Origin of the sequence: Streptomyces sp. TP-A0356 (genome assembly GCF_001417775.1) — a bacterium.
Classification (GTDB): domain Bacteria; phylum Actinomycetota; class Actinomycetes; order Streptomycetales; family Streptomycetaceae; genus Streptomyces.
This window is the reverse complement of the sequence record NZ_BBZJ01000016.1, coordinates 299607-321601: the sequence shown is the minus strand read 5'-3', so window position 1 is coordinate 321601 and position 21995 is coordinate 299607. Positions and strand designations below refer to the sequence as shown.

23 protein-coding genes are annotated in these 21995 nt (G+C 71.4%); 8 read left to right on the top strand and 15 right to left on the bottom strand.

Annotated elements, in window-relative coordinates:
* From ASC56_RS39605 to ASC56_RS12220, 5 genes are all read right to left on the bottom strand, one after another.
* Entirely contained in the window at positions 1-159 is a 159-nt protein-coding gene (locus tag ASC56_RS39605; protein ID WP_107309236.1) for a hypothetical protein, read from the bottom strand.
* Between the two features lie 222 nt (positions 160-381).
* A complete protein-coding gene (locus ASC56_RS12235) occupies positions 382-1332 on the bottom strand; it encodes a cytochrome c oxidase assembly protein (RefSeq protein ID WP_055491342.1) in 951 nt (316 codons plus the stop codon).
* Between the two features lie 129 nt (positions 1333-1461).
* Positions 1462-2487 carry a 6-phosphofructokinase gene (locus ASC56_RS12230; RefSeq protein ID WP_055491341.1) on the bottom strand — a complete coding sequence of 342 codons (1026 nt, stop codon included), beginning with the start codon at positions 2485-2487 and terminating at the stop codon, positions 1462-1464.
* 285 nt (positions 2488-2772) lie between these two features.
* A complete protein-coding gene (locus tag ASC56_RS12225) occupies positions 2773-3501 on the bottom strand; it encodes a type 1 glutamine amidotransferase (protein ID WP_055491340.1) in 729 nt (242 codons plus the stop codon).
* Positions 3502-3520: 19 nt separating this feature from the next.
* Positions 3521-4759 (bottom strand): MurT ligase domain-containing protein, encoded by a 1239-nt coding sequence (locus tag ASC56_RS12220; RefSeq protein ID WP_055491339.1) that lies wholly within the window; start codon positions 4757-4759, stop codon positions 3521-3523.
* Between the two features lie 142 nt (positions 4760-4901).
* Here ASC56_RS12220 and def point away from each other — a divergent pair, with 142 nt between their 5' ends.
* Positions 4902-5441, top strand: a complete 540-nt coding sequence (gene def / locus ASC56_RS12215) for a peptide deformylase (protein WP_055491338.1) — start codon at positions 4902-4904, stop codon at positions 5439-5441.
* Positions 5442-5521: 80 nt separating this feature from the next.
* Here the strand turns inward: def and ASC56_RS12210 are convergent, their stop codons facing one another.
* Positions 5522-6166 (bottom strand): TetR family transcriptional regulator, encoded by a 645-nt coding sequence (locus tag ASC56_RS12210; protein ID WP_055491337.1) that lies wholly within the window; start codon positions 6164-6166, stop codon positions 5522-5524.
* 188 nt (positions 6167-6354) lie between these two features.
* Between ASC56_RS12210 and ASC56_RS12205 the strand changes: the two genes are divergently transcribed.
* A complete protein-coding gene (locus tag ASC56_RS12205) occupies positions 6355-7581 on the top strand; it encodes an acyl-CoA dehydrogenase family protein (RefSeq protein WP_055491336.1) in 1227 nt (408 codons plus the stop codon).
* A 3-nt stretch (positions 7582-7584) separates the two neighbouring features.
* On the opposite strand, the gene ASC56_RS12200 is transcribed toward ASC56_RS12205, so the two are convergent.
* From ASC56_RS12200 to ASC56_RS12190, 3 genes are read right to left on the bottom strand one after another with little or no spacing between them, the layout of a single operon-like run.
* Entirely contained in the window at positions 7585-8142 is a 558-nt protein-coding gene (locus ASC56_RS12200; RefSeq protein ID WP_055491335.1) for a cupin domain-containing protein, read from the bottom strand.
* 7 nt (positions 8143-8149) lie between these two features.
* Positions 8150-9364, bottom strand: coding sequence for a cytochrome P450 (locus tag ASC56_RS12195; protein WP_055491514.1), 1215 nt, complete (start codon positions 9362-9364; stop codon positions 8150-8152).
* 34 nt (positions 9365-9398) lie between these two features.
* The gene (locus tag ASC56_RS12190) at positions 9399-10541 is read right to left on the bottom strand and encodes a type III polyketide synthase (protein WP_371330057.1); all 1143 of its coding nucleotides are present in this window, start codon (positions 10539-10541) and stop codon (positions 9399-9401) included.
* Between the two features lie 117 nt (positions 10542-10658).
* Between ASC56_RS12190 and ASC56_RS12185 the strand changes: the two genes are divergently transcribed.
* On the top strand, positions 10659-11348 hold the full coding sequence (locus ASC56_RS12185; protein ID WP_055491333.1) for a hypothetical protein: 690 nt from the start codon (positions 10659-10661) through the stop codon (positions 11346-11348).
* A 16-nt stretch (positions 11349-11364) separates the two neighbouring features.
* Here ASC56_RS12185 and ASC56_RS12180 read toward each other — a convergent pair whose 3' ends face one another.
* The 5 genes from ASC56_RS12180 to ASC56_RS12160 all read right to left on the bottom strand — a co-directional run bounded on the left by ASC56_RS12180 (position 11365) and on the right by ASC56_RS12160 (position 16102).
* Positions 11365-11601, bottom strand: a complete 237-nt coding sequence (locus tag ASC56_RS12180) for a DUF6213 family protein (protein ID WP_055491332.1) — start codon at positions 11599-11601, stop codon at positions 11365-11367.
* Positions 11602-11626: 25 nt separating this feature from the next.
* Positions 11627-13012: an NADP-dependent succinic semialdehyde dehydrogenase gene (locus ASC56_RS12175; protein WP_055491331.1), complete on the bottom strand. Its 1386-nt coding sequence runs from the start codon at positions 13010-13012 to the stop codon at positions 11627-11629.
* A 110-nt stretch (positions 13013-13122) separates the two neighbouring features.
* Positions 13123-13593, bottom strand: a complete 471-nt coding sequence (locus ASC56_RS12170) for an NUDIX domain-containing protein (protein WP_055491330.1) — start codon at positions 13591-13593, stop codon at positions 13123-13125.
* The gene (locus ASC56_RS12165) at positions 13590-15128 is read right to left on the bottom strand and encodes an ATP-dependent DNA ligase (RefSeq protein ID WP_055491329.1); all 1539 of its coding nucleotides are present in this window, start codon (positions 15126-15128) and stop codon (positions 13590-13592) included. Before ASC56_RS12165 ends, ASC56_RS12170 begins: the two co-directional genes overlap by 4 nt.
* A gap of 29 nt (positions 15129-15157) precedes the next feature.
* Positions 15158-16102, bottom strand: a complete 945-nt coding sequence (locus ASC56_RS12160; protein ID WP_055491328.1) for an NAD(P)/FAD-dependent oxidoreductase — start codon at positions 16100-16102, stop codon at positions 15158-15160.
* Positions 16103-16181: 79 nt separating this feature from the next.
* On the opposite strand from ASC56_RS12160, the gene ASC56_RS12155 reads away from it, so the two are divergent.
* From ASC56_RS12155 to ASC56_RS12135, 5 genes are all read left to right on the top strand, one after another.
* The gene (locus ASC56_RS12155) at positions 16182-16754 is read left to right on the top strand and encodes a helix-turn-helix domain-containing protein (RefSeq protein ID WP_055491513.1); all 573 of its coding nucleotides are present in this window, start codon (positions 16182-16184) and stop codon (positions 16752-16754) included.
* 108 nt (positions 16755-16862) lie between these two features.
* Positions 16863-17840 (top strand): NADPH:quinone oxidoreductase family protein, encoded by a 978-nt coding sequence (locus tag ASC56_RS12150; RefSeq protein WP_055491327.1) that lies wholly within the window; start codon positions 16863-16865, stop codon positions 17838-17840.
* Positions 17837-19018, top strand: a complete 1182-nt coding sequence (locus ASC56_RS12145) for an acyl-CoA dehydrogenase family protein (RefSeq protein WP_055491326.1) — start codon at positions 17837-17839, stop codon at positions 19016-19018. Before ASC56_RS12150 ends, ASC56_RS12145 begins: the two co-directional genes overlap by 4 nt.
* A complete protein-coding gene (locus tag ASC56_RS12140; RefSeq protein WP_055491325.1) occupies positions 19015-20139 on the top strand; it encodes an acyl-CoA dehydrogenase family protein in 1125 nt (374 codons plus the stop codon). The genes ASC56_RS12145 and ASC56_RS12140 overlap by 4 nt, the downstream gene beginning before the upstream one ends.
* 314 nt (positions 20140-20453) lie before the next feature.
* Complete coding sequence (locus ASC56_RS12135; RefSeq protein ID WP_055491324.1) at positions 20454-20648, top strand: hypothetical protein; 195 nt, start codon at positions 20454-20456, stop codon at positions 20646-20648.
* Between the two features lie 51 nt (positions 20649-20699).
* Here the strand turns inward: ASC56_RS12135 and ASC56_RS12130 are convergent, their stop codons facing one another.
* Entirely contained in the window at positions 20700-21929 is a 1230-nt protein-coding gene (locus ASC56_RS12130) for a phosphodiester glycosidase family protein (RefSeq protein WP_055491323.1), read from the bottom strand.
* Positions 21930-21995 lie beyond the last annotated feature (66 nt).

Here is a 21995-nt window from a genome sequence, read left to right as displayed (position 1 = left end):
TCAGGCGCTGCTCGTGGCCACCATGCCGAGGGTGATCAGCCCGAGCACCACCCAGCCGAACCACAGCCAGCCGTTGCTGCCGAGCACCACCGTGTAGGCCGTCACCACGACGAGCGCAGCGACGGTGAGCACTCCCATGGTCTTCGTGGAACCGGGCATCGCAACACCCTCCTCATGGTTGTTCCTTTCCCATGGTGCCCGTTCTGTTCGCGTACCGCGCCCACGACTCTGCTCGCGTACCGCGCCCACGACTCTGCTCGCGTACCGCGCACACGACTCTGCTTGCGTACCGCGCACACGACCAGATGAGTTCCGGACGTCCAGGCGCCCTTCCCCGTGCAGGAGGCGGCCTCGTGAGGGAATTCGGCGGTGGGGCAGGAGTCAGCGGCTGCGTGCGTCGAGTGAGGCCAGATAGGCGTTGTAGGCCTCGAGTTCCTTGTCGCCGTCGCGGTCCGCGGCACGGTCCTTCCGCTTGGCCTGCCGCTGCTCGGAGCCGTACCACTGGAAGAGCAGGGCCAGCAACACCAGGACGGAGGGGATCTCGCTGAACGCCCATGCGATGCCGCCCGCCGAGGTCTGGTCGGACAGGGCGTCGATGCCGAGCGAGGCGGGCGGGTGCTGATAGGTGCCGACCATCGCCGTGGACGCCATCATCAGCGCGATGCCGAAGAACGCGTGGAACGGCATGCCCGCGAACAGCTCCAGCATCCGCATCAGATGGCCAGGGCGCTGCGGTCCCGGATCCACCCCCATGATCGGCCAGAAGAACACCAGACCGACGGCGAGGAAGTGCACCATCATCGCGATGTGCCCGGCCCGGGACCCCATCAGGAAGTCGAACAGCGGGGAGAAGTACAGCCCGTACAGGCTCGCGATGAACAGCGGGATCGTGAACGCCGGATGGGTGATGATCCGCATATAGCGGCTGTGCAGCACCATCAGCAGCAGTTCACGCGGTCCCTTGCGGTCGCGGCCCGCGGTCGGCAGCGCGCGCAGCGCCAGGGTGATCGGCGCGCCGAGCAGGATCAGGATCGGCGAGAGCATGCTGATCACCATGTGCTGCACCATGTGCACGCTGAACATGACCATGCCGTAGTCGTTCAGCTTGGTGCACATGACCAGCATCACGGTCAGGACCCCGACGACGTACGCCACGATCCGGCCGACCGGCCACTTGTCCCCGCGCCGCACGAGCCGGACCACACCCCATCCGTAGAGCCCGAGGCCGACCAGGCAGGCGACGAGGAAGAACGGGTCGGCGGACCATTCGAGCCCCCGCCCCAAGGTGAACGGCGGAAGCTCCATGATCATGCCGTGCCCGCTGTGATCCATCCGCCGGCTCCTGGTTCGTGGGGGTTGTGCGCTGTCTGTCCGCAGCTGTCTGTCCGGACCCAGAGTAGAACCGCCCCCGGCCGCGGCTGCGACCGGGGGCGGACTCTTCAGTTCCGTACAATTCGGTCCCTACAGGACGCACTCCGCCTCGGCGTACCGCTCCACGGGCACCGTCTTCAGCGTCTGCACCGCCTCCGCCAGCGACACCATCACGATGTCGGTGCCGCGCAGCGCGGTCATCCGGCCGAACTCCCCGCGGTGCACGGCCTCGACAGCGTGCCAGCCGAAGCGGGTGGCGAGCACGCGGTCGTACGCCGTCGGCGTACCGCCGCGCTGGACGTGCCCGAGGATCACCGGACGGGCCTCCTTGCCGAGGCGCTGCTCCAGCTCCAGGGACAGCTGACGGGCGATACCGGCGAAGCGCTCGTGGCCGTAGACGTCCTTGCCGCCCTCGTCGAAGTCCATCGTCCCGGGCTTCGGCTTGGCGCCCTCGGCGGCCACGACGATCGCGAACCGCTTGCCGGCGGCGAACCGCTCGCCGACCCGGGCGGTCAACTCCTCGATGTCGAAGGGGCGTTCCGGCACGACGATCGCGTGGGCGCCGGCGGCCATGCCGGAGTGCAGCGCGATCCAGCCGGTGTGGCGGCCCATGACCTCCACGATCAGCACCCGCTGGTGGGACTCCGCGGTGGTCTTCAGGCGGTCCAGCGCCTCGGTCGCCACGCCCACGGCCGTGTCGAAGCCGAAGGTGACGTCCGTGACGGCGATGTCGTTGTCGATGGTCTTGGGCACGCCGACGATCGGCAGACCGTTGTCGGACAGCAGCCGGGCCGCCTTGAGCGTGCCCTCACCGCCGATCGGGATGATCGCGTCGAGTCCCAGTTCCTCGACATGGCCCCTGGCCCGCTCCACACCGTCCCGAAGGTGCTCGGGCCGGACACGGGAGGAGCCGAGGATGGTGCCGCCGCGAGCCAGGATGCCGCTCACCGCGTCGAGGTCGAGCTTGAGGTAGTCGCACTCCAGAAGGCCCTTCCAGCCGTCCCGGAAGCCGATGACCTCGTCGCCGTGGTCGGCGACGGCGCGGTGCACGACGGACCGGATGACGGCGTTCAGGCCGGGGCAATCGCCGCCGGACGTGAGGACACCAATGCGCATAGCCCGAAATACCTTCTCAACGTGGGCCGGGGACCGGACCACGCTGTCCGGTTCGATCCCCGCCACCCTACCGGCGACAGGGGGCGCGGCAGCACTGTGCGTCCGCCTGCTGGACGCACCCGCTCAGCTGTGCGGACGCGTCGCCAGACGGGCTGGTTTCGCCCGGTCGGCGGACAGGTGTACGGGCCGTCGGCCGGGCTCTGCGAACCGCTTCGCGGCTGCCCGACGGCAGCGAGCGTGCGTGCCGGACGCCGTGAGCCGGGGCGCCCATTCTGTTCGGAGCTCTTACGCGGGCTGCTGCGCCGCCGCGATCCGCTCGTTGCGCAGCGCCTCGTACCAGTGGTCGTCGATCGGCGGGAGCGCGTTGACGTCGAGCGCCAGCTTGAGCAGCAGATCGGCGATCAGCGGGTTGCGCGCGAGGACGGGACCGTGCATGTACGTACCGAAGACCGTGTCGTTGTACGCGCCCTCCGTACCGTCGCCCGTGCCGTTGCCCTTGCCGAGCTTCACCTGCGCGAAGGGGCGGGCGGTCGGGCCGACGTGGGTGACGCCCTGGTGGTTCTCGAAGCCGGTGAGCGGGGGCAGACCCAGGCGCGGGTCGATGTCCGCGAGGACGTCGCCGACGCACCGCTCGCCCTCGCCACGCACCGAGACGACGTCGAGCAGGCCGAGGCCCGGCTCGCGCTGACCGAGGTCGTTGATGAACTCGTGGCCCAGGATCTGGTAGCCGGCGCAGACGGAGAAGACGATCGCGCCGTTCTCCACGGCCCGGTACAGACCGCCGTCGCGGCGCAGCCGCTCGGCCGCGAGACGCTGCGGACGGTCCTCGCCGCCCCCGATCAGATAGATGTCGCCCGAGGTCGGGATCGGCTGGTCGCTGCGCACGTCGAGACGGGCCACGTCGAGGCCGCGCTGGCGGGCCCGGCGCTCCACGACGAGCGCGTTGCCCTGGTCGCCGTAGGTGCTCAGCAGGTCCGGGTAGATCCACACCAGACGCAGGCTGTTGTCACTCATGGATGATCGTCCTTCGTGGTCAGTTGCCGACGCGGCGGCGCAGGTCCTGGAACGCGGTGTAGTTCGCGATGACCTCGATCCGGCCCGGCGGCGCGAGCTGCACGGCCTGGTCGAGGTTCTCGCAGACCTGGAAGGACTGGTTCGCGACCTCCAGGCGCACGGCGAGGTCCAGCTTACGGTCGCCGATGACGAAGATCGGGTGGCCGGTCAGCCGCGTGTAGTCGACGTCCCACAGCCAGGAGGTGTCGGTGCCGTCCGCGCCGCGCGCGTTCACCGACAGGATGACCGGGGACGGCGGCGGGTCGATCAGCGAGAACGTCTCCAGCCAGCCCGCCGGGTTCTTCGCCAGCAGCAGGCGCAGGTCGCGCTCCTGGAACTGGACGACGTCATAGCGCCCGGCGACCGCCTGCACCTGGTACATGCGCTCCAGGGCGACCTGCGGGGGGACCCCGAAGACGGCGGCGACGGCGGCCGAGGTGGCGGCGTTCGCCTTGTTGGCGCGGCCCGGCAGCTGCAGGTGGATCGGCCAGGCGGAGCCGTGCGGGTCCAGGACGTGGTCACCGGACAGCGCCCAGCTCGGGGCCGGCCGGCGGAAGCCGCACTCGCCGCAGTACCAGTCGTCGCCCGGGCGCTGCATCACACCGCCGCAGGACGGGCAGGACCAGGCGTCGTCCTTCCACATCTGGCCGGCGGCGACCCAGATCACGTTGGGGGAGGAGGAGGCGGCCCACACGACCAGCGGGTCGTCGCAGTTGGCGACCACGACGGCCTTCGAACCCGCCAGGCCCTCGCGCCAGTTCTCGGCGAGCATACGGGTCTCGGCGGCGCGGTCGAGCTGGTCGCGGGAGAGGTTGAGCAGCGCGATGCACTTCGGGTCGGTGTCCCGGGCGACCCCGGCCAGATACTTCTCGTCGACCTCGATGACACCGAACCGGGCGTCCGAGCTGCCGGCCAGCGCCGAGGTGATGCCGGCGGGCATGTTGGCGCCGAGCGCGTTGGAGACGACCGGTCCCGCGGCGCGCAGCGCCTCGGCGATCAGCCGGGTGGTCGTGGTCTTGCCGTTGGTCGCCGAGACCAGCACGACGTCCAGGCTCTGGGCGAGCCGGCCGAGGAGGTCGGGGTCGAGTCTGAGCGCGACGCGGCCGCCGATCACCGAACCGCTGCCGCGTCCCGCGGCGCGCGATGCCGCAGCGACCGCCTTGCCCGCGGTCACGGCCAGCTTGGCCCGCGGCGTCAGCGGGTCCGAGTTGCCTGCCATCAGTTCTCGATCCTCCTTGCGTACGGCGCCGCGCCCTGTCCCGGCAACGTGTGGACCTCAGCCTATCGAGATCCATTCACGCACCCGAATCGCGGCACCACCCCGGCGCCCTCGCGGCCTTGAGGACCGTACCCTTGCCGCCATGCGACACGGCTCCATCCCGGGCGCCCGAGGGCGTGTCCGGCCCCTCATCCTGCTCGGCGACCGGGTGCTGCGCACACCGTGCGCGGAGGTCACCGACTTCGGTCCCGAACTGGCCCGGCTGGTCGAGGACATGTTCGCCACGATGTACGCCGCGCAGGGAGTGGGACTGGCGGCGAACCAGATCGGGGAGTCGCTGCGTGTGTTCGTGTACGACTGCCCGGACGACGAGGAGGTTCGCCATCTGGGACATGTGGTCAACCCACGGCTCGTCGAGGCCGACGGTGTGGTGCTCCGCGGACCGGAGGGGTGTCTGTCGCTGCCGGGACTGGAGGCGGGTACCGAGCGGTACGACCACGCGGTCGTCGAGGGCTGCACCGCGGACGGCGAGCCGGTACGGGTGCACGGGACCGGATGGTTCGCCCGGTGTCTCCAGCACGAGTGCGACCACCTGGACGGGGGCCTGTACGTGGACCGGCTCAGTGGCCGGCGGCACCGCCGGGTGATGCGCCAGGCTGCGCGAGCGCCGTGGAGCCGGTGAGGTGTGTTCCGGCTGCTGGGCGCAGGGGGCCGACCGCGCCTCCGCGGCGGAGCCGCACGTGTCACCGTCCCGGGGGGCGCTCAGAACCCCGGACCTCCCATGCGGTCCCCGGCGGCGGCCAGCCGGCCCCACAACAGGTCCGCCAGGCTGCGCACCAAATCCGCCCGGGAGCAGGGTCTTTCACCCAGCCACCAGTCACCGGCGGCGTGCATCATGCCGACGATTCCATGGCCCCACACCCGGGCGAGCTGGTGGCTGTCCGGCCCCAGGTCCAGCCGCTCCTCGATGACCTGCGCCAGCTCCTCGCCCATGCGGCGCAGCACCGGGATCGAGTGCCGGCCCGTGTCGAAGCCCTGGTCGTTCTGCGAGCCGCCCTCCGCCGGGTGCATCAGGAAGCGGTACACCTGCGGTCGTGCCTCGATCGCCGCGAGGTAGGTGTCCAGCGTGGACTCCACCCGCTCCCGCCGGTCGGCCGGGGCGTCCAGCGCCGCCCGCAGGGAGTCGAGCAGCGCGTCCGTGTGCCGCTTGGCGAGCGCGGCGTACAGCCCGCCCTTGTCGCCGAAGTGACGGTAGAGGATCGGCTTGGTGATGCCGGCTTCGGCGGCGATGGCGTTCATCGAGGCGCCGGGGCCGTCGCGCAGCACCACCCTGTCGGCGGCCTCCAGCAGCTCTCGCCGTCGGCGGTCGGCCGACCGCTGCTGATCGGCCCGCTGCGTGGTGTCCATGATCTCTCCCCACCCGTGCTGTGTCGCTGACGCCTGCGCAAAGTAACACTGAAAGGCCGGTCGGTATCGAACGAGATGCCGACTCGCCCGGTAGGCGGCCCGTCCGGCCTGGGAGTTGACTTCTTCTACTGGTGAGTAACATACTTCTGTTACCGCAAGTAACAGGTTAGCGCAGTGCTGGAGGGGACATGGCCGAGTTCACCATGGAGCTCAACGACGAACAGAAGGAGGTCCGGGACTGGCTGCACGGCTTCGCCGCCGATGTGATCCGTCCCGCGGCAGCCGAATGGGACGAGCGTGAGGAGACTCCCTGGCCGGTCATCCAGGAGGCCGCGAAGGTCGGGATCTACTCTCTCGACTTCTACGCCCAGCAGTACTTCGACCCCACGGGCCTCGGCATACCCATGGCCATGGAGGAGCTGTTCTGGGGCGACGCGGGCATCGCGCTGTCGATCGTCGGCACCGGCCTCGCCGCCGTGGGCGTGCTGGCCAACGGAACCGAGGAGCAGATCGGCACCTGGATCCCCCAGATGTACGGCGACACCAACGATGTCAAGGTGGCCGCCTTCTGCTCCTCCGAGCCCGACGCCGGCTCCGATGTCGCCTCCATGCGCACGCGCGCGGTGTACGACGAGGCCAAGGACGAGTGGGTGATCAACGGCACCAAGACCTGGGCGACCAACGGCGGCATCGCCAACGTCCACGTCGTGGTCGCCGTGGTGGACCCCGAGCTGGGTTCCAAGGGCCACGCGTCCTTCATCATCCCCCCGAACACCCCCGGCCTGTCCCAGGGACAGAAGTTCAAGAAGCACGGCATCCGCGCCTCGCACACGGCCGAGGTGGTCCTCGAAGACGTCCGCGTCCCCGGCTCCTGCCTGCTCGGCGGCAAGGAGAAGCTGGACGAGCGGCTGGCGCGCGCCCGCGAGAAGGCGAAGGCGGGCGGAGAGCGTGTGAAGAACGCGGCGATGGCCACCTTCGAGGCGTCCCGTCCGGCCGTGGGAGCGATGGCCGTGGGCACGGCCCGGGCCGCCTACGAGGTGGCGCTGGACTACGCGAGGACGCGTGAGCAGTTCGGACGGCCGATCATCGACAACCAGGGCGTCGCCTTCCAGCTCGCGGACATGCGAACGCAGATCGACGCGGCGCGGCTGCTGGTGTGGCGGGCCTCGTGGATGGCGATCAGCGGGAAGCCGTTCACGGCGGCCGAGGGGTCGATGTCGAAGCTGTTCGCGAGCGAGACGGCGAAGAAGGTGACCGCGCAGGCGATCCAGATCCTGGGTGGGAACGGGTACACCCGGGAGTACCCGGTGGAGCGGATGCACCGGGACGCAGCCATCTACACCATCTTCGAGGGCACGAGCGAGATCCAGCGGCTGGTGATCGCGCGTACGTTGGCGGGGATGCCGATCCGATAGCGCTCAGCGGTGTCTCAGAGGCGTGAGCTGCTCGATGTCGTACCGCCTGCGCAGCGCCTCGATCGCCGCATGGTCCGGCGGCCCCCCGTTCCCAAGGATCTCCAGCAGCTCCTCGAAGTAGCGCTCGTGGTCAGGGGGCGGGGAGGCCTGGAAGAACACCTTCGCGGGGGTCTCCGTGGGGTTGGCGAAGGCGTGCGGACAGCCGGGCGGTACGACGATGACCGTGCCCGGCGTCGCCCGCACCACCCGGCTGCCCGACCTCGACTCCCACTTCTGCCAGTTGTCGGGGGTCCGTACGCGCGGCTCGAAGGCGAGCACGTCCAGCTCACCCTCCAGCACGTAGAACAACTCCTCGCTGCGCGTGTGCACATGTGCGCCGACGTCGAAGCCCGGCGGCACGATCACCTCGAACGTGGATGCCGTGCGCGAGTGCGAGCCGGTCACCTTGAACGTCACATGCTGGGCGGGCGTCCGTACGACGCGTCCGTGGCCCGGTGGCACGAGCAGTCCTTCGGTGGCCGCCGCGCCTCCGCTCGCCGCCACTCCTTCGGTGGTCGTCATCGGCCGCTCACCATGTGACGGGCAGGGCCTCGGGGCCGCGGATCAACGCGCCCTTCTTGAACGGCACCCGGTCCGGCGCCACCGCCAGCCGCAGCCCCGGCACCCGGTCGAGCAGCGCGTCCACCAGCAGTTCGGACTCCAGCCTGGCCAGCATGCCGCCCGGGCAGTAGTGCGGGCCGTAGCCGAACGCCACATGGGGGTTCGGGGCGCGGGCGAAGTCGATCACGTGGGGGTCGGGGAAGACGTCCGGGTCGCGGTTCGCCGCCAGGTACGAGACGTACACCGCGTCGCCCTCCCGGATCCGGACGCCTCCGATCTCCACGTCCTGGGTGGCGATGCGCGAGAGGCCCACCGCGTTGCGGTGGGGGATGTAGCGCAGCAGCTCCTCGACCGCCTGGGGCCGGATCCCCGGTTCGGCCCGCAGCCGTTCGGTCAGGTCCGGGCGGGTCAGCAGGATGTAGAACATCTGCCCGCTGTTGTTGGTGACCGCCTCGCCGCCGATCTGGAGGAGCACGGCGAGACCCACCGCCTCGTCCAGCGTCACCTCGCCCCGGCCCACGGCGGCGCCGAGCAGCGAGGTGACGTCCTCGCCGGTGCTTCCCTCGTGGACGCCGATGAGGTCGGCGAAGCAGGCGCTCATCTCGTCCTTGGCCTTCTCGCTGACCTTCGCGCCGTGCGAGGAGGAGAGGATGAGCTGGGTCCAGGTGTGCATGTTCCGCCGGTCGGCGGCCGGGACCCCCATCAGCTCGCAGATCACGGCGATGGGAAAGGGGCTGAGGATGGCCGCGGTGAGGTCGGCGGGAGGCCCGTCCTGGAGCAGCTCGTCGACGAGCTCGTCCAGCATCCGCCGTGACTTCTCACGCACCCGCTCCACGCCGCGCGCCGTGAAGGCCGCGGCGACCGAGCGGCGCAGCCGGGTGTGGTCGGGCGGGTCGAGGAAGCCGACCGCGCCCCGCTGTGGGATGAAGTGCGGGGCCAGGCGGGTGACCGGCTGCTCCATGACCGCCTCGCGGCTGAAGCGGGGGTCGTTCGTGACCATCCGCACGTCGTCGTACCGGGTCAGCAGCCAAGCCCATCCCTCGCCGTTGGGCAGCTCGATCCGGGACACCGAACCCTCGCCCATCAACTCGGCCAGGACCGGGTCGAAGTCCACGCCGGCCAGGTCCAGGGCGGGCCACCGGCGGACCGGCGGCAGGGGCCCGGCGAGGGTGTCCTCGGCCATCCGCGCCGCTTCGTCGTTCGTGCCGGTGGTCATCTCACTTCTTTCCGTTCTTGGAGATGTGCCAGCGGCCCAGCGCCATCTCCGCCGTGATGCCCGGTCCGAACCCGGCGAGCAGTCCGCGCGCCGCGTGCTCGGCGCCGCCCGCCTCGAAGAGCCGACGCAGCGCGTCCAGGACGACGGCGCTCGCGATGTTGCCGTACTCGGTGAGGGTGGCCCGGCTGAACCGGAAGGCCTCCTGCGGTACTTCGAGGAACTTGCTCAGGTCGTCCAGGATCCGCGGGCCGCCCGCGTGGACGATGTAGAAGTCGAGGTCCGAAGCGTCCCAGCCGTGCTGTTGCGCCAGTTCCTGGAGTGCCGGGGCGAGCGGCGCCATGGTGGTCGGCACCCGCTTGTCCAGCAGGAAGTGGAATCCGGTGGCCCGGACGTCGTAGGCGATCCAGTCCTCGGTCTTGGGGATCAGGTAGGAGCCGTTGCGCTCCAGCTCGATACCGGTACCGCCCTTGCCGCGCACGACCGCGGCCGCCAGGCCGTCGCCGAACAGGCCGTTGGACAGCAGCGAGCCCACGCCCAGATCGGTGGGCTGGTAGCACAGCGAACAGAACTCGCAGGCCACGATCAGCGCGTTGGCATCCGGGTAGGCCGTGCAGAAGTCGTGTGCCCGGTTGATGGCCGCACCGCCGGCTGCGCAGCCCAACTGGGCGATGGGTATCTGCCGCGTGTCGGTGTTGAAGTTCATCGAGTTGATCAGCCATGCGGTCAGCGAGGGCATCATGAACCCGGTGCACGACACATAGATGATCACGTCGATGTCGGTGGTCAGCAGCTCGGCGTCGTCCAGCGCCCGCTGGACGACCGCCGGGACGCGGGCCTTCGCCTCGGCTTCGTAGAGGTTGTTGCGCTCCTCGAAGCCCGGGTGCTTCAGCGTCTCCTCGATGGGCTGCACGATGTGCCGGGTCCGGACCCCGGTGTTCGCGATCAGCCGCAGTGCCAGCGGGAGTTGGGGGTGGTCCGGATGGCGGGAGCGTGCCAGTTCGAGCGTCTCCTCCATCGTGATCACATGTTCCGGGACGGAGACCGCGGGTCTGCACAGAGTGGCCATGGAGCGCGCCTTCTTTCGCCTTGGTGGAGACTCTTCGCCCCGGCGGGAAGGGGGTTCACCCGTAGGGAGGTGGTCCACCCACGATCACCCGCGGGCGCGGGGATATCTCGTCGGATTACTCCACTTCAGCGATGGCACAGAGTGAGACCATGGGTGCGTAAGGTGACGACTGGACTCGACGCAGGAGGAGCGCCCATGCCCCGGACGGCCAGGGAACTGCTGGAGACGACCACCGGGAAGCTCGCCCCGGACCCGCACGCCAACCGGCTGCTCCCGCTGATCGGCCGGGGTGCGGCCCGGACCGCCACGCTCGCCGCCCTCGCCCTCGAACAGCGCCATGTGATCGCCGCGGACCGCAGGGCGTTCCTTCATCTGGCCGAGCGGTCGGGGGAGCGGCCCGCCTGCGCGGCCTTCTTCACCATGCTCGCGGAGGGTGAAGCCCTGGCCCAGGATCGGTTGGGGGCCTACGCCGCCGGCTGCGGAGCGGGCGAGGCGGAGACGGCCGTGTACGAGCCGCTGGCCGACTGCCAGGCCTACCCGGCCTATGTGGCCTGGCTCGCCCTGAACGGCGAGCCGGCCGACGTCGCACTGGCCCTCAGCGTCAACTTCGCCACCTGGGGCCGCTACTGCGCGACGATCGCGCTGGCCCTGCGCCGCCAGTACGGCTTCGGCGACGCGGCCTGCGCCTTCTTCGACCTCTTCGCCGAGCCGTCCCCGGAGCTGGACCGAAAGGCCCGGGCGGCGATTCAGGAGGGCCTGGACACCGACAGCCTGGACGAGGCCCGCGCACACCGCTACGGCCGCCTGCTGGGCAGCTACGAAGCCAGGTTCTGGCACGCCCTGTGGGAACTGGACGGCAGGGGATCGGCTCCGGCGCCCCTGTGAACGAAGGTGGCGCGGCCTACTGAAGCGAACCACTGCTGTGCGCGATGCACGCCACGTCGATCCGGTCGGCCAGCTTCGCGAGCTCGATGGTCAGTGCGGCCACCGTGTCCTCGTCCAGCCCCTCCTCACCGGCCTCCACCAGCCGCAGCCACCGGCCGCCCACCGTACGCAGCAGCTTGCTGACGTCCGCGGCCGCCACCTGCAACGTGCCGCGGTCGTCGACGATCAGAGGCAGGGTCACTTCGCGGTTCACAGGGGGGATCGTAGCTCCGGAACGTTCACGCCCCGTGCCATACGGTGGTGATGTTGCAGAACTCGCGGATTCCGTGCTCCGACAGCTCGCGACCGTACCCCGAGCGCTTGACCCCGCCGAACGGGAACGCCGGATGGGACGCCGTCATCCCGTTGACGTACACGCCACCGGCCTCCAGGTCCCGTACGAAGCGGTCGACCTCGGTCCCGTTGCGCGTCCAGACGTTGGAACTCAGCCCGAACGGCGTGTCGTTCGCGATCGCCACCGCCTCGTCGAGGTCCGCCGCCCGGTAGAGCGTGGCCACGGGGCCGAACGCCTCCTCGTGGTGGATCCGCATCTCGGGGGTGATGTCCGCGAGGACGGTGGGCGGGTAGTACCAGCCCGGCCGGTCGGGGCGCTCGCCGCCGCACAGCACCGTCGCACCGTTCTCGACCGCGTCGGCGACGAGTTCCTCCAGGTCGGCACGGCCCTGCTCGCTGGAGAGCGGCCCGATCTCGGTCTCCTCCTCCATCGGGTCCCCGATCCTCAGCGCCGTCATGCCGGCGGTGAACCGCTCGGTGAACGCGTCGAACACGTCCGTGTGCACGATGAACCGCTTGGCGGCGATGCACGACTGCCCGTTGTTCTGCACCCGTGCCGTGACGGCGACCCCGGCGGCCCGGTCGAGGTCCGCGGACGGCATCACGATGTACGGGTCGCTGCCGCCCAGCTCCAGGACCGTCTTCTTGACCTCGTCGCCGGCGATCGAGGCGACGGACCGGCCCGCCGGTTCGCTGCCGGTGAGCGTGGCGGCCTTGACCCGCAGGTCGCGCAGGACCCTCTCGACCTCCCCGGAGCCGATGAGCAGCGTCTGGAAGCAGCCCTCCGCGAATCCCGCCCGGCGGAACAGGTCCTCCAGGTAGAGCGCGGTCTGTGGGACGTTCGAGGCGTGCTTGAGCAGCCCCACGTTGCCCGCCATCAGGGCGGGCGCGGCGAACCGGATCACCTGCCACAACGGGAAGTTCCACGGCATCACGGCGAGCACCGGCCCGAGCGGCCGGTAGCGCACGAGCACCCGTGAGGCGCCCGAGTCCTTCACATCGTGGTCGGCGGGCTCCTCGTCGGCGAGCAGCTCCTGGGCGTGGTCGGCGTACCAGCGCATCGCCTTGGCACACTTCGCGGCCTCCGCGCGGGCCTGCTTGACGGGCTTGCCCATCTCGGTGGTCATCACCCGGGCGATGTGCTGCTGGTCCTCGTCGAGCAGGTCGGCCGCCTTGTGCATACGCAGTGCCCGTTCGGCGAACGTGGTCGTGCGATGGGTACGGAACGCGTCATCGGCGGCGGCGAGCCTGCGCTCGATCTCCTCCGCGCCGAGGGCGTCGTACGTCTTGAGTGTCTCGCCGGTCGCCGGGTTCACGGTGGCGATGGGCATGGCTGACCTCCTGAGAACAGGCTCTGCTTCGACCTTCCCGCGCGACGGTGGCCACCGCAACGCGGGTGCGGGCTCCTCTTCGGTTCGCCTCCGGGCCTCCCCTTCGGCACTCAGACCGAGTGCTCCGCGAGACGGTCGAGAAACGCCGCCTGCGCGGGCACGATCACCTCCCGGGCCCGGTCGAGCCCGAACCACTCCACACGGTCCAGCTCGGGGAACTCCTGGATGCGCCCCGACCTCGGCGGCCACTCCATCGTGAAGGTGCCCGGCTCGATCGCCGCCGGATCGAGCTCCCCCTCGACCGCCCAGGCCGTGACGATCTTGCCGTTGCTCTGCCGCACCTCGCCGAGCGGGACGGCCTCCCCGTCGGGCGGCGGCAGCCCCAGCTCCTCCTGGAACTCACGGCGGGCGGCCTCCCAGGGGGGTTCGTCGGGCTCGTACTCGCCCTTGGGCACGGTCCACGCCCCGGCGTCGCGGCGGGCGAAGTACGGGCCGCCCATATGGCCGAGCAGGACCTCCGGGCCATGGCCGGTGTGCCGGAACAGCAGCAGACCGGCGCTGCGCCTGCCCTGCCCGCTCACGGCGCCACCTCGGGATGAGCGGCCAGCAGCGTCTCCACGGTGTCCGCCTCCTCCGGCCGTTTGTCCTCGCGATAACGCACCACCCGGGCGAAGCGCAGGGTGACGCCGGCCGGGTAGCGGGTGGACCGCTGCAGCCCGTCGTACGCGATCTCGACCACGAGCTCGGGACGCACGGTCACCCCCCAGCCGTGCTTCTCGACGGCCAGCTCCTGCAGCCGCTCGGTCTGCCAGGCGAGCATCTTGTCCGTCATTCCCTTGAACGTCTTGCCGAGCATCGTGAAGGAGCCGTCCGGGTTGCGGGCGCCGAGGTGCAGATTGGAGAGCGTGCCCGTGCGGCGGCCGTGGCCCCACTCGGCGGCCAGCACCACCAGGTCGAGGGTGTGCACGGGCTTGACCTTGAGCCAGGAGGCACCGCGCCGACCGGCGCTGTAGGGGGCGTCGAGCCCCTTGACCACCACGCCCTCGTGGCCTCGCTCCAGGGTCTCGGCGAGGAAGTCCTCCGCGGCGGCGGCGTCCTCGGGTCCGGCCACGAGCGTGCGCCGTACCCGCATGGGTTCCGGCACGAGCCGGGCCAGCTCGGCGTGGCGGTCCGCGAACGGCAGGTCCAGCAGGTCCCGGCCGTCCACGGACAGCGCGTCGAAGAACACGGGGGAGACGGGGACGGCCGCGGCTGCCGTCGCCACGTCCAGCCGGGAGCCGACTCGCCCGGCCGTCTCCTGGAAGGAGCGCGGCCGCCCGCCCTCGTCCAGGGCGATGACCTCACCGTCCAGGATGAACCGTTCGCCCGCCAGCTCCCCGGCCGCGGAGGTCAGCTCCGGCAACCGGTCGGTGATGTCGTCCAGGGTGCGGGTGTAGACGCGTACGTCGTCGCCGTCCCGGTGGACCTGGACACGGATGCCGTCGAGCTTCTCCTCGACCGCGCACGCGCCCAGCTTCCCGACGGCCTCGGAGACCGAGGACGCGGTCTGCGCGAGCATCGGCAGGACGGGGCGGCCGACCGTGAGCCGGAACCGGTCGAGTGCCGCCGGACCGTCGGCGAGCAGGGCCCGCGCCACCGTCTGGAGCGACCCGGCCAGCATGACGGCCCGCCGTACGTCAGCCGAGGCGGCCCCGGTCGCCTCGGCCAGCCCCTCGACGGCATGGGCGTCGAGCGCGCCCTGCCGCACCTCACCGGTGAGCAGTCCGAACAGGAACCGCTGCTCCTCCCCGGTGGCAGCCGCCAGCAACTCGCCCACCAGCCGCCTGCGTTCGGCCTGTGAGCCGGTGCCGGTGACGCCACCGATGAGGGTCAGCCGGGCGTCCACGTCGCGCACGGTGAGGGTGGGCTCGGCGGCGGGCGGAATCCGCTGGTCGAGGATCTTCCACCCGATGCCGAGCCGCCCCTGGGGCAGCCGCCCGGCCAGATAGGGAATGACGATCGGTACGTCGTCCGCCTCGGCGTCCCGGAAGAGCCCGCCGAGCAGCGCGATCTTCCGGGACCGCGCCGATGTGGCGGCGACCTCCTGGGACACCTGGGCGAGCCGGCTCAGCAGCATGCAGTCATGGTGCACCGGAGGCGGCGGGTCTACACCCGGGCCCCGGCCTGCGGTCCGGCGTCCAAGTCTTCGAACACCAGCTCGTTGTTGAGGGTGGCCGCGGCCAGGCCGCCGCCCGCGGCGGAGTTCACCACCTGCTGGGTGACGAGTGTCGCGTTGCCCACCGCCCACACGCCGGGCACGGTGGTGCGGCCCGTCTCGTCGACCACCGGGGCGGTGCCGAACGGCGTCTCCCGCACCTCGGCCCCGAGCCGTTCCAGCAGCTGCGTGCGCGGCACGAAGCGGGGCGCGACGAAGACCACGGACCGGGCGTGCGTGGAGCCGTCGGCCAGACGGACGCCGGTCAGCCGGTCGTCCTCGACGACCAGTCCCGCGACCACGCCCGGCACGATGCGCACGCCCGCCGCGGCCAGCCTGCGCGACTCCTCGTCCGACAGCCGGTCCTCGCCGAGGTCGTGCAGGAACAGCGTCACGTCCTTCGACCAGTGGCTGACCAGCAGCGCCTGATGGACGCTCTGCGCCGACGTCGCCAGCACCCCGAAGGCCTGGTCGCGCACCTCCCAGCCGTGGCAGTACGGGCAGTGCACCACGTCACGGCCGAAGCGCTCGGCCACACCGGGGATCGTGGGCAGCTCGTCCTTCAGCCCGGTGGCGACCACCAGCCGCCGGGCACGCGCGGTCCGCCCGCTCGCGAGCGTCACGTCGAACCCGTCCGCGTCGCGGACGGCGTCCACCGCCCGGTCCCGGACCAGCTCCACGCCGTACCGAGCGATCTCCTCGCGCCCGACGGCGAGGAACTCGGCCGGCGGCATGCCGTCCCGCGACAGATAGCCCTGCATGTGCGCGGCGGGCGCGTTGCGCGGTTCCCCCGCGTCGACGACGAGCGTGCGGCGCCGGGCCCGCCCCAGCACCAGGGCCGCCGACAGCCCGGCCGCTCCGCCTCCGACGACGACGACTTCGTACTCCTCGGTCATGGGTGACCACCTCCACGGAGAAGGTCGCTCCGCCGCTGGTGGATTGACAAACGTGTTTGCCGAAACTGCAATGGGATCCATGAGTACGGACGACGTTCTCGCGGGTGTGGGACCGAGGCTGCGGCGGCTGCGGAAGGACCGGGAGGTGACCCTCGCGGCGCTGTCCGAGGCGACCGGGATCTCCGTCAGCACCCTCTCGCGCCTCGAATCGGGCCTGCGCAAACCCAGCCTCGAACTGCTGCTGCCGATCGCACAGGCCCACCAGGTGCCGCTGGACGAACTGGTCGGCGCCCCGCCGGTGGGCGACCCGCGGGTGCGCGCCAAGCCGATCGTGCGCCACGGCCGCACCCACTGGCCGCTCACCCGGCAGCCAGGCGGCCTCCAGGCGTTCAAGGTCCTCGAACCGCAGCGCCACCTCGAACCGGATCCGCGCACGCACGAGGGCTACGAGTGGGTGTACGTGCTGTCCGGGCGGCTGCGGTTGGTACTGGGCGAGCACGACGTGGTGCTCACCGCGGGGGAGGCGGCCGAGTTCGACACCCGAGTGCCGCACTGGTTCGGGTCGACGGGGGAGGGGCCGGTGGAGTTCCTCAGCCTGTTCGGCCCCCAGGGCGAGCGGATGCACGTACGCGCCCGGCCCGTCGGTTCGTGACGCGCCCGACTGTTCCCTGAAGGACTGTCCTGAAGGGCTGTTCCCTGAAGGGCAAGCGACCGCTTAGTATGCGACGGACCCCGGTCAGACGACGCCTGGAGGCCGCGCATGCGGGCATGGCAAGTGCACGAGAACGGCGAGCCGCGCGAGGTGATGCGGCTCCACGAGGTGGAGCGGCCCACGCCCGGTGACGGCCAGGTCCTGCTCAAGGTGCGGGCCGCGAACATCAACTTCCCGGACGCGCTGCTGTGCCGCGGGCAGTACCAGATCCGGCCCGCGCTGCCGTTCACGCCCGGCGTGGAGATCTGCGGCGAGACCGAGGACGGGCGACGGGTGATCGCCAACCCGGCGCTGCCCCACGGCGGCTTCGCCGAGTACGCGATCGCCGATGCCGCGGCCGTGCTGCCCGCGCCCGAGGCCCTCGACGACGCCGAGGCGGCCGCCCTGCACATCGGGTACCAGACCGGCTGGTTCGGCCTGCACCGCCGGGCCGGTCTGGAGGCCGGCGAGACCCTGCTCGTCCACGCTGCCGCCGGAGGGGTCGGCAGCGCGGCCGTGCAGCTCGGCAAGGCCGCGGGCGCCACCGTCATCGGCGTCGTCGGCGGCGGTGACAAGGCCGCCGTGGCCCGGGAGCTGGGCTGCGACGTGGTGATCGACCGGCGCGCCGAGGACGTCGTCGCCGCCGTGAAGGAGGCCACCGGCGGCCGGGGCGCGGACGTGATCTACGATCCGGTCGGCGGGGAGGCCTATGCGCAGTCCGCGAAGGTCGTGGCCTTCGAGGGGCGCATCGTCGTGGTCGGCTTCGCCAGCGGGTCGATCCCCAGCCCCGCGCTCAATCACGCCCTCGTCAAGAACTACTCGATCCTCGGCCTGCACTGGGGCCTGTACAACACCAGGAATCCGAAGCTGATCCAGCACTGCCACGAGCGGCTCACCGAGCTGGCCGCCCGGGGCGTCGTCAAGCCCCTCGTCAGCGAGCGCCTGCCGCTGAAGGACGCCGCGGCCGCGGTCCAGCGGGTCGCCGACGGTGTCACCACGGGGCGCGTCGCCGTGATCCCCGGTCTCGACGAGGGAGGAGCGGCATGACCGACGCCGCCGAACTGCGGCACCGCACCCGGGAGTTGCTGGCCGCGTATCCGCCCGCCACCACCGGCCGCCGCGACTTCCTTCGGGCCCGGTTCGACGCCGGACTCGCGTGGGTGCACTACCCCGCGGGCCTCGGCGGCCTCGGCGCCCCGCGCTCGCTCCAGGCGGCCGTCGACGCCGAGCTGGAGGCCGCGGGCGCACCCGACAACGACCCGCGGCGCATCGGCATCGGCCTGGGCATGGCCGCGCCGACGATCCTCCGCTACGGCACCGAGGAGCAGAAGCGGCTCTATCTGAGGCCCCTGTGGGTGGGCGAGGAGGTGTGGTGCCAGCTGTTCAGCGAGCCCGGCGCCGGATCCGACCTCGCCGCGCTCGGCACCCGGGCGGTCCGCGACGGTGATGACTGGGTCGTCAACGGGCAGAAGGTGTGGACCTCCAGCGCCCACCTGGCCCGCTGGGCGATCCTCATCGCCCGCACCGACCCGGACGTGCCCAAGCACCAGGGCATCACCTACTTCATCTGTGACATGACCGACCCGGGCGTCGAGGTCCGGCCGCTGCGTCAGGTCACCGGCGAGGCCGAGTTCAACGAGGTCTTCCTCACCGGCGTCCGCATCCCCGACTCCCGCCGCCTCGGCGAGATCGGCGACGGCTGGCGCGTCGCGCAGACCACGCTGATGAACGAGCGCGTGTCCATCGGCGGGATGCGCATCCCGCGCGAGGGCGGCATGATCGGCCCGGTCGCGAAGACCTGGCGTGAGCGCCCCGAACTGCGCACCCATGACCTGCACCAGCGGCTGCTGGCGCTGTGGGTCGAGGCCGAGGTCGCCCGGCTCACCGGCGAGCGGCTGCGCCAGCAGCTCTCCGCGGGCCAGCCCGGCCCCGAGGGCTCCGGAATGAAGCTCGCCTTCGCCCGCCTCAACCAGGAGATCAGCGGTCTGGAGGTCGAACTCCTCGGCGCGGAGGGCCTGTTGTACGACGACTGGACCATGCGCCGCCCCGAACTGGTGGACTTCACCGGCCGTGAGGCCGGCTACCGCTATCTGCGCTCCAAGGGCAACAGCATCGAAGGCGGGACCAGCGAGGTCCTGCTGAACATCGTCGCCGAGCGCGTCCTGGGCCTGCCCGCCGAGCCGCGCACCGACAAGGACGTCGCATGGAAGGACCTGGCCCGATGACGACGCAGCCCGATCTGCTCTACTCGGAGGAGGAAGAGGCGCTGCGCTCCGCCCTCCGCGGCCTCCTCGCCGACCACTGCGACCCGGCGGGCGTCCTGGCCCGCGTCGAGTCGGACACCCCGCACGACCGCGCGCTGTGGAAGGCGCTCGCCGAGGGGATGGGTCTGGCCGGGCTGCTCGTGCCGGAGTCCCTGGGCGGGCAGGGCGCCTCGCACCGTGAAGCCGCCGTCGTACTGGAGGAGTTGGGGCGAGCGGTCGCTCCGGTGCCGTATCTCACCAGCGCCGTGGTGGCCACCGAGGCCCTGCTCGCCTGCGCGGGCGAGGAGGCCGGGAAGCTGCTGGCCGAGCTGGCGTCCGGTCGGACGGTGGGCGCGCTCGCCGTCGGGCTGTCCGCCGGGCCCGGCGGCGGCTACGGCCTCGTACGACGGGAAGACGGGGCGCTGTACGGGGAGTTGACCACCGTCGCGGACGCGGCCGTCGCCGATGTGTTGCTGGTCCCGGCCGAGGACGGTGGCCTGTACGCGGTGTACACCTCGGACACGGCCGCCGTGACCGTCACCCCGCAGGTCTCCCTCGACCTCACCCGGCCGCTCGCCACGGTCACGCTCGACGGGGCGCCCGGCCGCCCTCTCACGGATGACGCACGGGCCGCCGTGCGCCGGGCCCTGCGCGCGGGAGCCGGCCTGCTCGCCTCCGAGCAACTCGGCGTCGCGGACTGGTGTCTGACGGAGACCGTGCGCTATCTGAAGGAGCGCAAGCAGTTCAACCGGCCCGTCGGCGGGTTCCAGGCGCTCAAGCACCGGCTGGCGCAGCTGTGGCTGGAGGTCGTGGGCCTGCGGGCCGCCGCGCGGAACGCCGCCGACGCGCTCGCCACGGGCAGCGAGGACACGGGCAGCGAGGACACGGACATCGCGGTCGCCGTCGCCGGGGCGTACGCGGCGCCCGTCGCCGTCCACGCCGCCGAGGAGGCCCTTCAACTGCACGGCGGGATCGGTATGACCTGGGAGCATCCGGTCCATCTGTATCTGAAGCGGGCGAAGGCGGATTCGATCGCGTACGGAACCGCCGGCGGCCATCGTGAGGCGCTGACCGACCTGGTCGACCTTCGTCCGCCAGCGTAGGTGCTCCTTCCGGACGGGCCCGTCCCCATGCCCGGGGACGGGCGTCTCCGCGCGCGGTTCCGGGCCACGCCCGACGCGGCGGGCCCGGCCCGGGGCGCCCTGTGGACGAACTGTTCGACGCCGGCGTCCACTACGTCAACACCGACGACCTCGCCGACCTCGACGACCTCGCCGACCTGGAGTTGTTCCTGGACGCCCACGAGCGGCCGTAGAACCACACGTTCGGCGGACACGTCAGCCGCACGGACCAACCCCTCGCTACGCCACACTTGCGGCCGAAAGCCGCGAAGTTGGCGTGGCGAAGGAGGTTGACGATGGCCATTTCCATCTCTGTGGTGCTGTTGCTCCTGATCATTGCGGTGATCTTCCTGCGCAACGGCGCGTTGAAGATCTCGCACGCCCTCGTCTGCCTGCTGCTCGGCTTCTTCCTGGCCAGCTCCAGCATGGCCCCGACCATTCACCAGGGGCTGGCCGCGACGGCGCAGATCGTCAGCAGTCTGCGCCCGTGACCTTCAGAAGTCGGTGACCTCAGAAGCCGGTGACCTCAGAAGCCGGTGACCTCAGAAGCCGGCGAAGACCCCGATGGCGTCCGGGACCGGGCGTTCGGTGCCCCCGCTGGGATGGTTGCGCACGGTCACCGAGCCCGCGCCCCTCGGCCGGACGACCAGCGTCGTGGAGCCACCGCCGTCGAGGTTGAAGCCGTCCGTGGCGCCCAGTCCCCGCAGGGTGGAGGCGACTTCGGCGACGGTGAGGCCGCTGCGGTAGCCGACCGCCCCGTCGAGGGCGAGGAGCAGCAGACGATGGCCGCCGTCGGCGATGCCCACCGCGGTGCGCACGGTGGACGTCCCGTCGTCCAGACCGGACAGCGGGCTGCCGTGCCGCAGCACCGGGTAGCCGCCGATGGCGAAGCGGTACGGGACCCGGGACGAGGCCGCCACCAGACGGCTGCGCACCCGCACCGGCTCGCCCTTGGACAGAGCGCGCAGTTGCCGCGCCCCCGCCTCACGGCCGACCAGCACCGTGGTGCCGGACGGGATGGGACCGGTGCCGGGCCGGTCGGCCGTGGCGACGACCCGGCCGTTCCTGACGGTCACCTCGTGTGTGTCCGTGCTGCACGGGGCGGCCCGGTCGGTGTCGGTGCCGCAGGTGGCCCGTACCCGTGAGACGGTGCCCCAGTCCGAGGTGTACGCCCCGATCGACCCCTGTGCCAGCGCGTACTGGTTCAGCCCGCCGAGCCTCAGCCGACCCCGGGGTGTGCTCACCGTGCCGTTGAGCACCAGCCGGTCGAGGCGGGCCGTGCGGTCGGCGCCCACCCCGAGCACGTCCTCGGTGCTCGTGCCCGGCGGGAGGTCGGGCCCGAAGCGCTGCCCCCGCGGTACGGCGGCCTTGAGCGTGTGCCCGCTCGCGACGGCCGGACCGACGGGCGAGCCGGTCGCAGCCACTCCCGGGTGCTGGGTCTCGTTGATGTTGAAGAAGTCGCCGTTGATCCCCGCGACGGCGCCCCGTGCGTCGGCGAGCCGCGAGACGGGGGCGCGGGCCGCCACCGAACCCGGGTACAGCAGGTCGACCCGTACGTGCCGGTTGCGCAGGTCGACGCTGATGAGGTGCGCGTGTGCCACCCCGTGTGCCGCGGAGATGTCGAACTGCCGGTACTGGACCCCCGATGCGATCGCCCTGGCGCTCTGCGTACCACTGGCCGGTGCGGCCCCCGTGAGGGCCGCACCGGCCAGCGCGCTCCATGCCGCGAGAACCGTCAGTGCCGTTCTGAGCCGTGTGCCGTGACGCGTCACGCTTCCCCCTGATGTCTCGTCAACTCCCGCAGGACTCAGGGGAAGTGCACCAGACGGCGGTGTCCT

What these genes read in the sequence shown, in the direction of transcription:
- ASC56_RS39605 (WP_107309236.1), bottom strand. Translation starts at nt 159, where the DNA reads ATGCCCGGTTCCACGAAGACCATGGGAGTGCTCACCGTCGCTGCGCTC.
- ASC56_RS12235 (WP_055491342.1), bottom strand. Translation starts at nt 1,332, where the DNA reads ATGGATCACAGCGGGCACGGCATGATCATGGAGCTTCCGCCGTTCACC.
- ASC56_RS12230 (WP_055491341.1), bottom strand. Translation starts at nt 2,487, where the DNA reads ATGCGCATTGGTGTCCTCACGTCCGGCGGCGATTGCCCCGGCCTGAAC.
- ASC56_RS12225 (WP_055491340.1), bottom strand. Translation starts at nt 3,501, where the DNA reads ATGAGTGACAACAGCCTGCGTCTGGTGTGGATCTACCCGGACCTGCTG.
- ASC56_RS12220 (WP_055491339.1), bottom strand. Translation starts at nt 4,759, where the DNA reads ATGGCAGGCAACTCGGACCCGCTGACGCCGCGGGCCAAGCTGGCCGTG.
- def (WP_055491338.1), top strand. Translation starts at nt 4,902, where the DNA reads ATGCGACACGGCTCCATCCCGGGCGCCCGAGGGCGTGTCCGGCCCCTC.
- ASC56_RS12210 (WP_055491337.1), bottom strand. Translation starts at nt 6,166, where the DNA reads ATGGACACCACGCAGCGGGCCGATCAGCAGCGGTCGGCCGACCGCCGA.
- ASC56_RS12205 (WP_055491336.1), top strand. Translation starts at nt 6,355, where the DNA reads ATGGCCGAGTTCACCATGGAGCTCAACGACGAACAGAAGGAGGTCCGG.
- ASC56_RS12200 (WP_055491335.1), bottom strand. Translation starts at nt 8,142, where the DNA reads ATGACGACCACCGAAGGAGTGGCGGCGAGCGGAGGCGCGGCGGCCACC.
- ASC56_RS12195 (WP_055491514.1), bottom strand. Translation starts at nt 9,364, where the DNA reads ATGGCCGAGGACACCCTCGCCGGGCCCCTGCCGCCGGTCCGCCGGTGG.
- ASC56_RS12185 (WP_055491333.1), top strand. Translation starts at nt 10,659, where the DNA reads ATGCCCCGGACGGCCAGGGAACTGCTGGAGACGACCACCGGGAAGCTC.
- ASC56_RS12175 (WP_055491331.1), bottom strand. Translation starts at nt 13,012, where the DNA reads ATGCCCATCGCCACCGTGAACCCGGCGACCGGCGAGACACTCAAGACG.
- ASC56_RS12165 (WP_055491329.1), bottom strand. Translation starts at nt 15,128, where the DNA reads ATGCTGCTGAGCCGGCTCGCCCAGGTGTCCCAGGAGGTCGCCGCCACA.
- ASC56_RS12160 (WP_055491328.1), bottom strand. Translation starts at nt 16,102, where the DNA reads ATGACCGAGGAGTACGAAGTCGTCGTCGTCGGAGGCGGAGCGGCCGGG.
- ASC56_RS12155 (WP_055491513.1), top strand. Translation starts at nt 16,182, where the DNA reads ATGAGTACGGACGACGTTCTCGCGGGTGTGGGACCGAGGCTGCGGCGG.
- ASC56_RS12150 (WP_055491327.1), top strand. Translation starts at nt 16,863, where the DNA reads ATGCGGGCATGGCAAGTGCACGAGAACGGCGAGCCGCGCGAGGTGATG.
- ASC56_RS12145 (WP_055491326.1), top strand. Translation starts at nt 17,837, where the DNA reads ATGACCGACGCCGCCGAACTGCGGCACCGCACCCGGGAGTTGCTGGCC.
- ASC56_RS12140 (WP_055491325.1), top strand. Translation starts at nt 19,015, where the DNA reads ATGACGACGCAGCCCGATCTGCTCTACTCGGAGGAGGAAGAGGCGCTG.
- ASC56_RS12135 (WP_055491324.1), top strand. Translation starts at nt 20,454, where the DNA reads ATGGCCATTTCCATCTCTGTGGTGCTGTTGCTCCTGATCATTGCGGTG.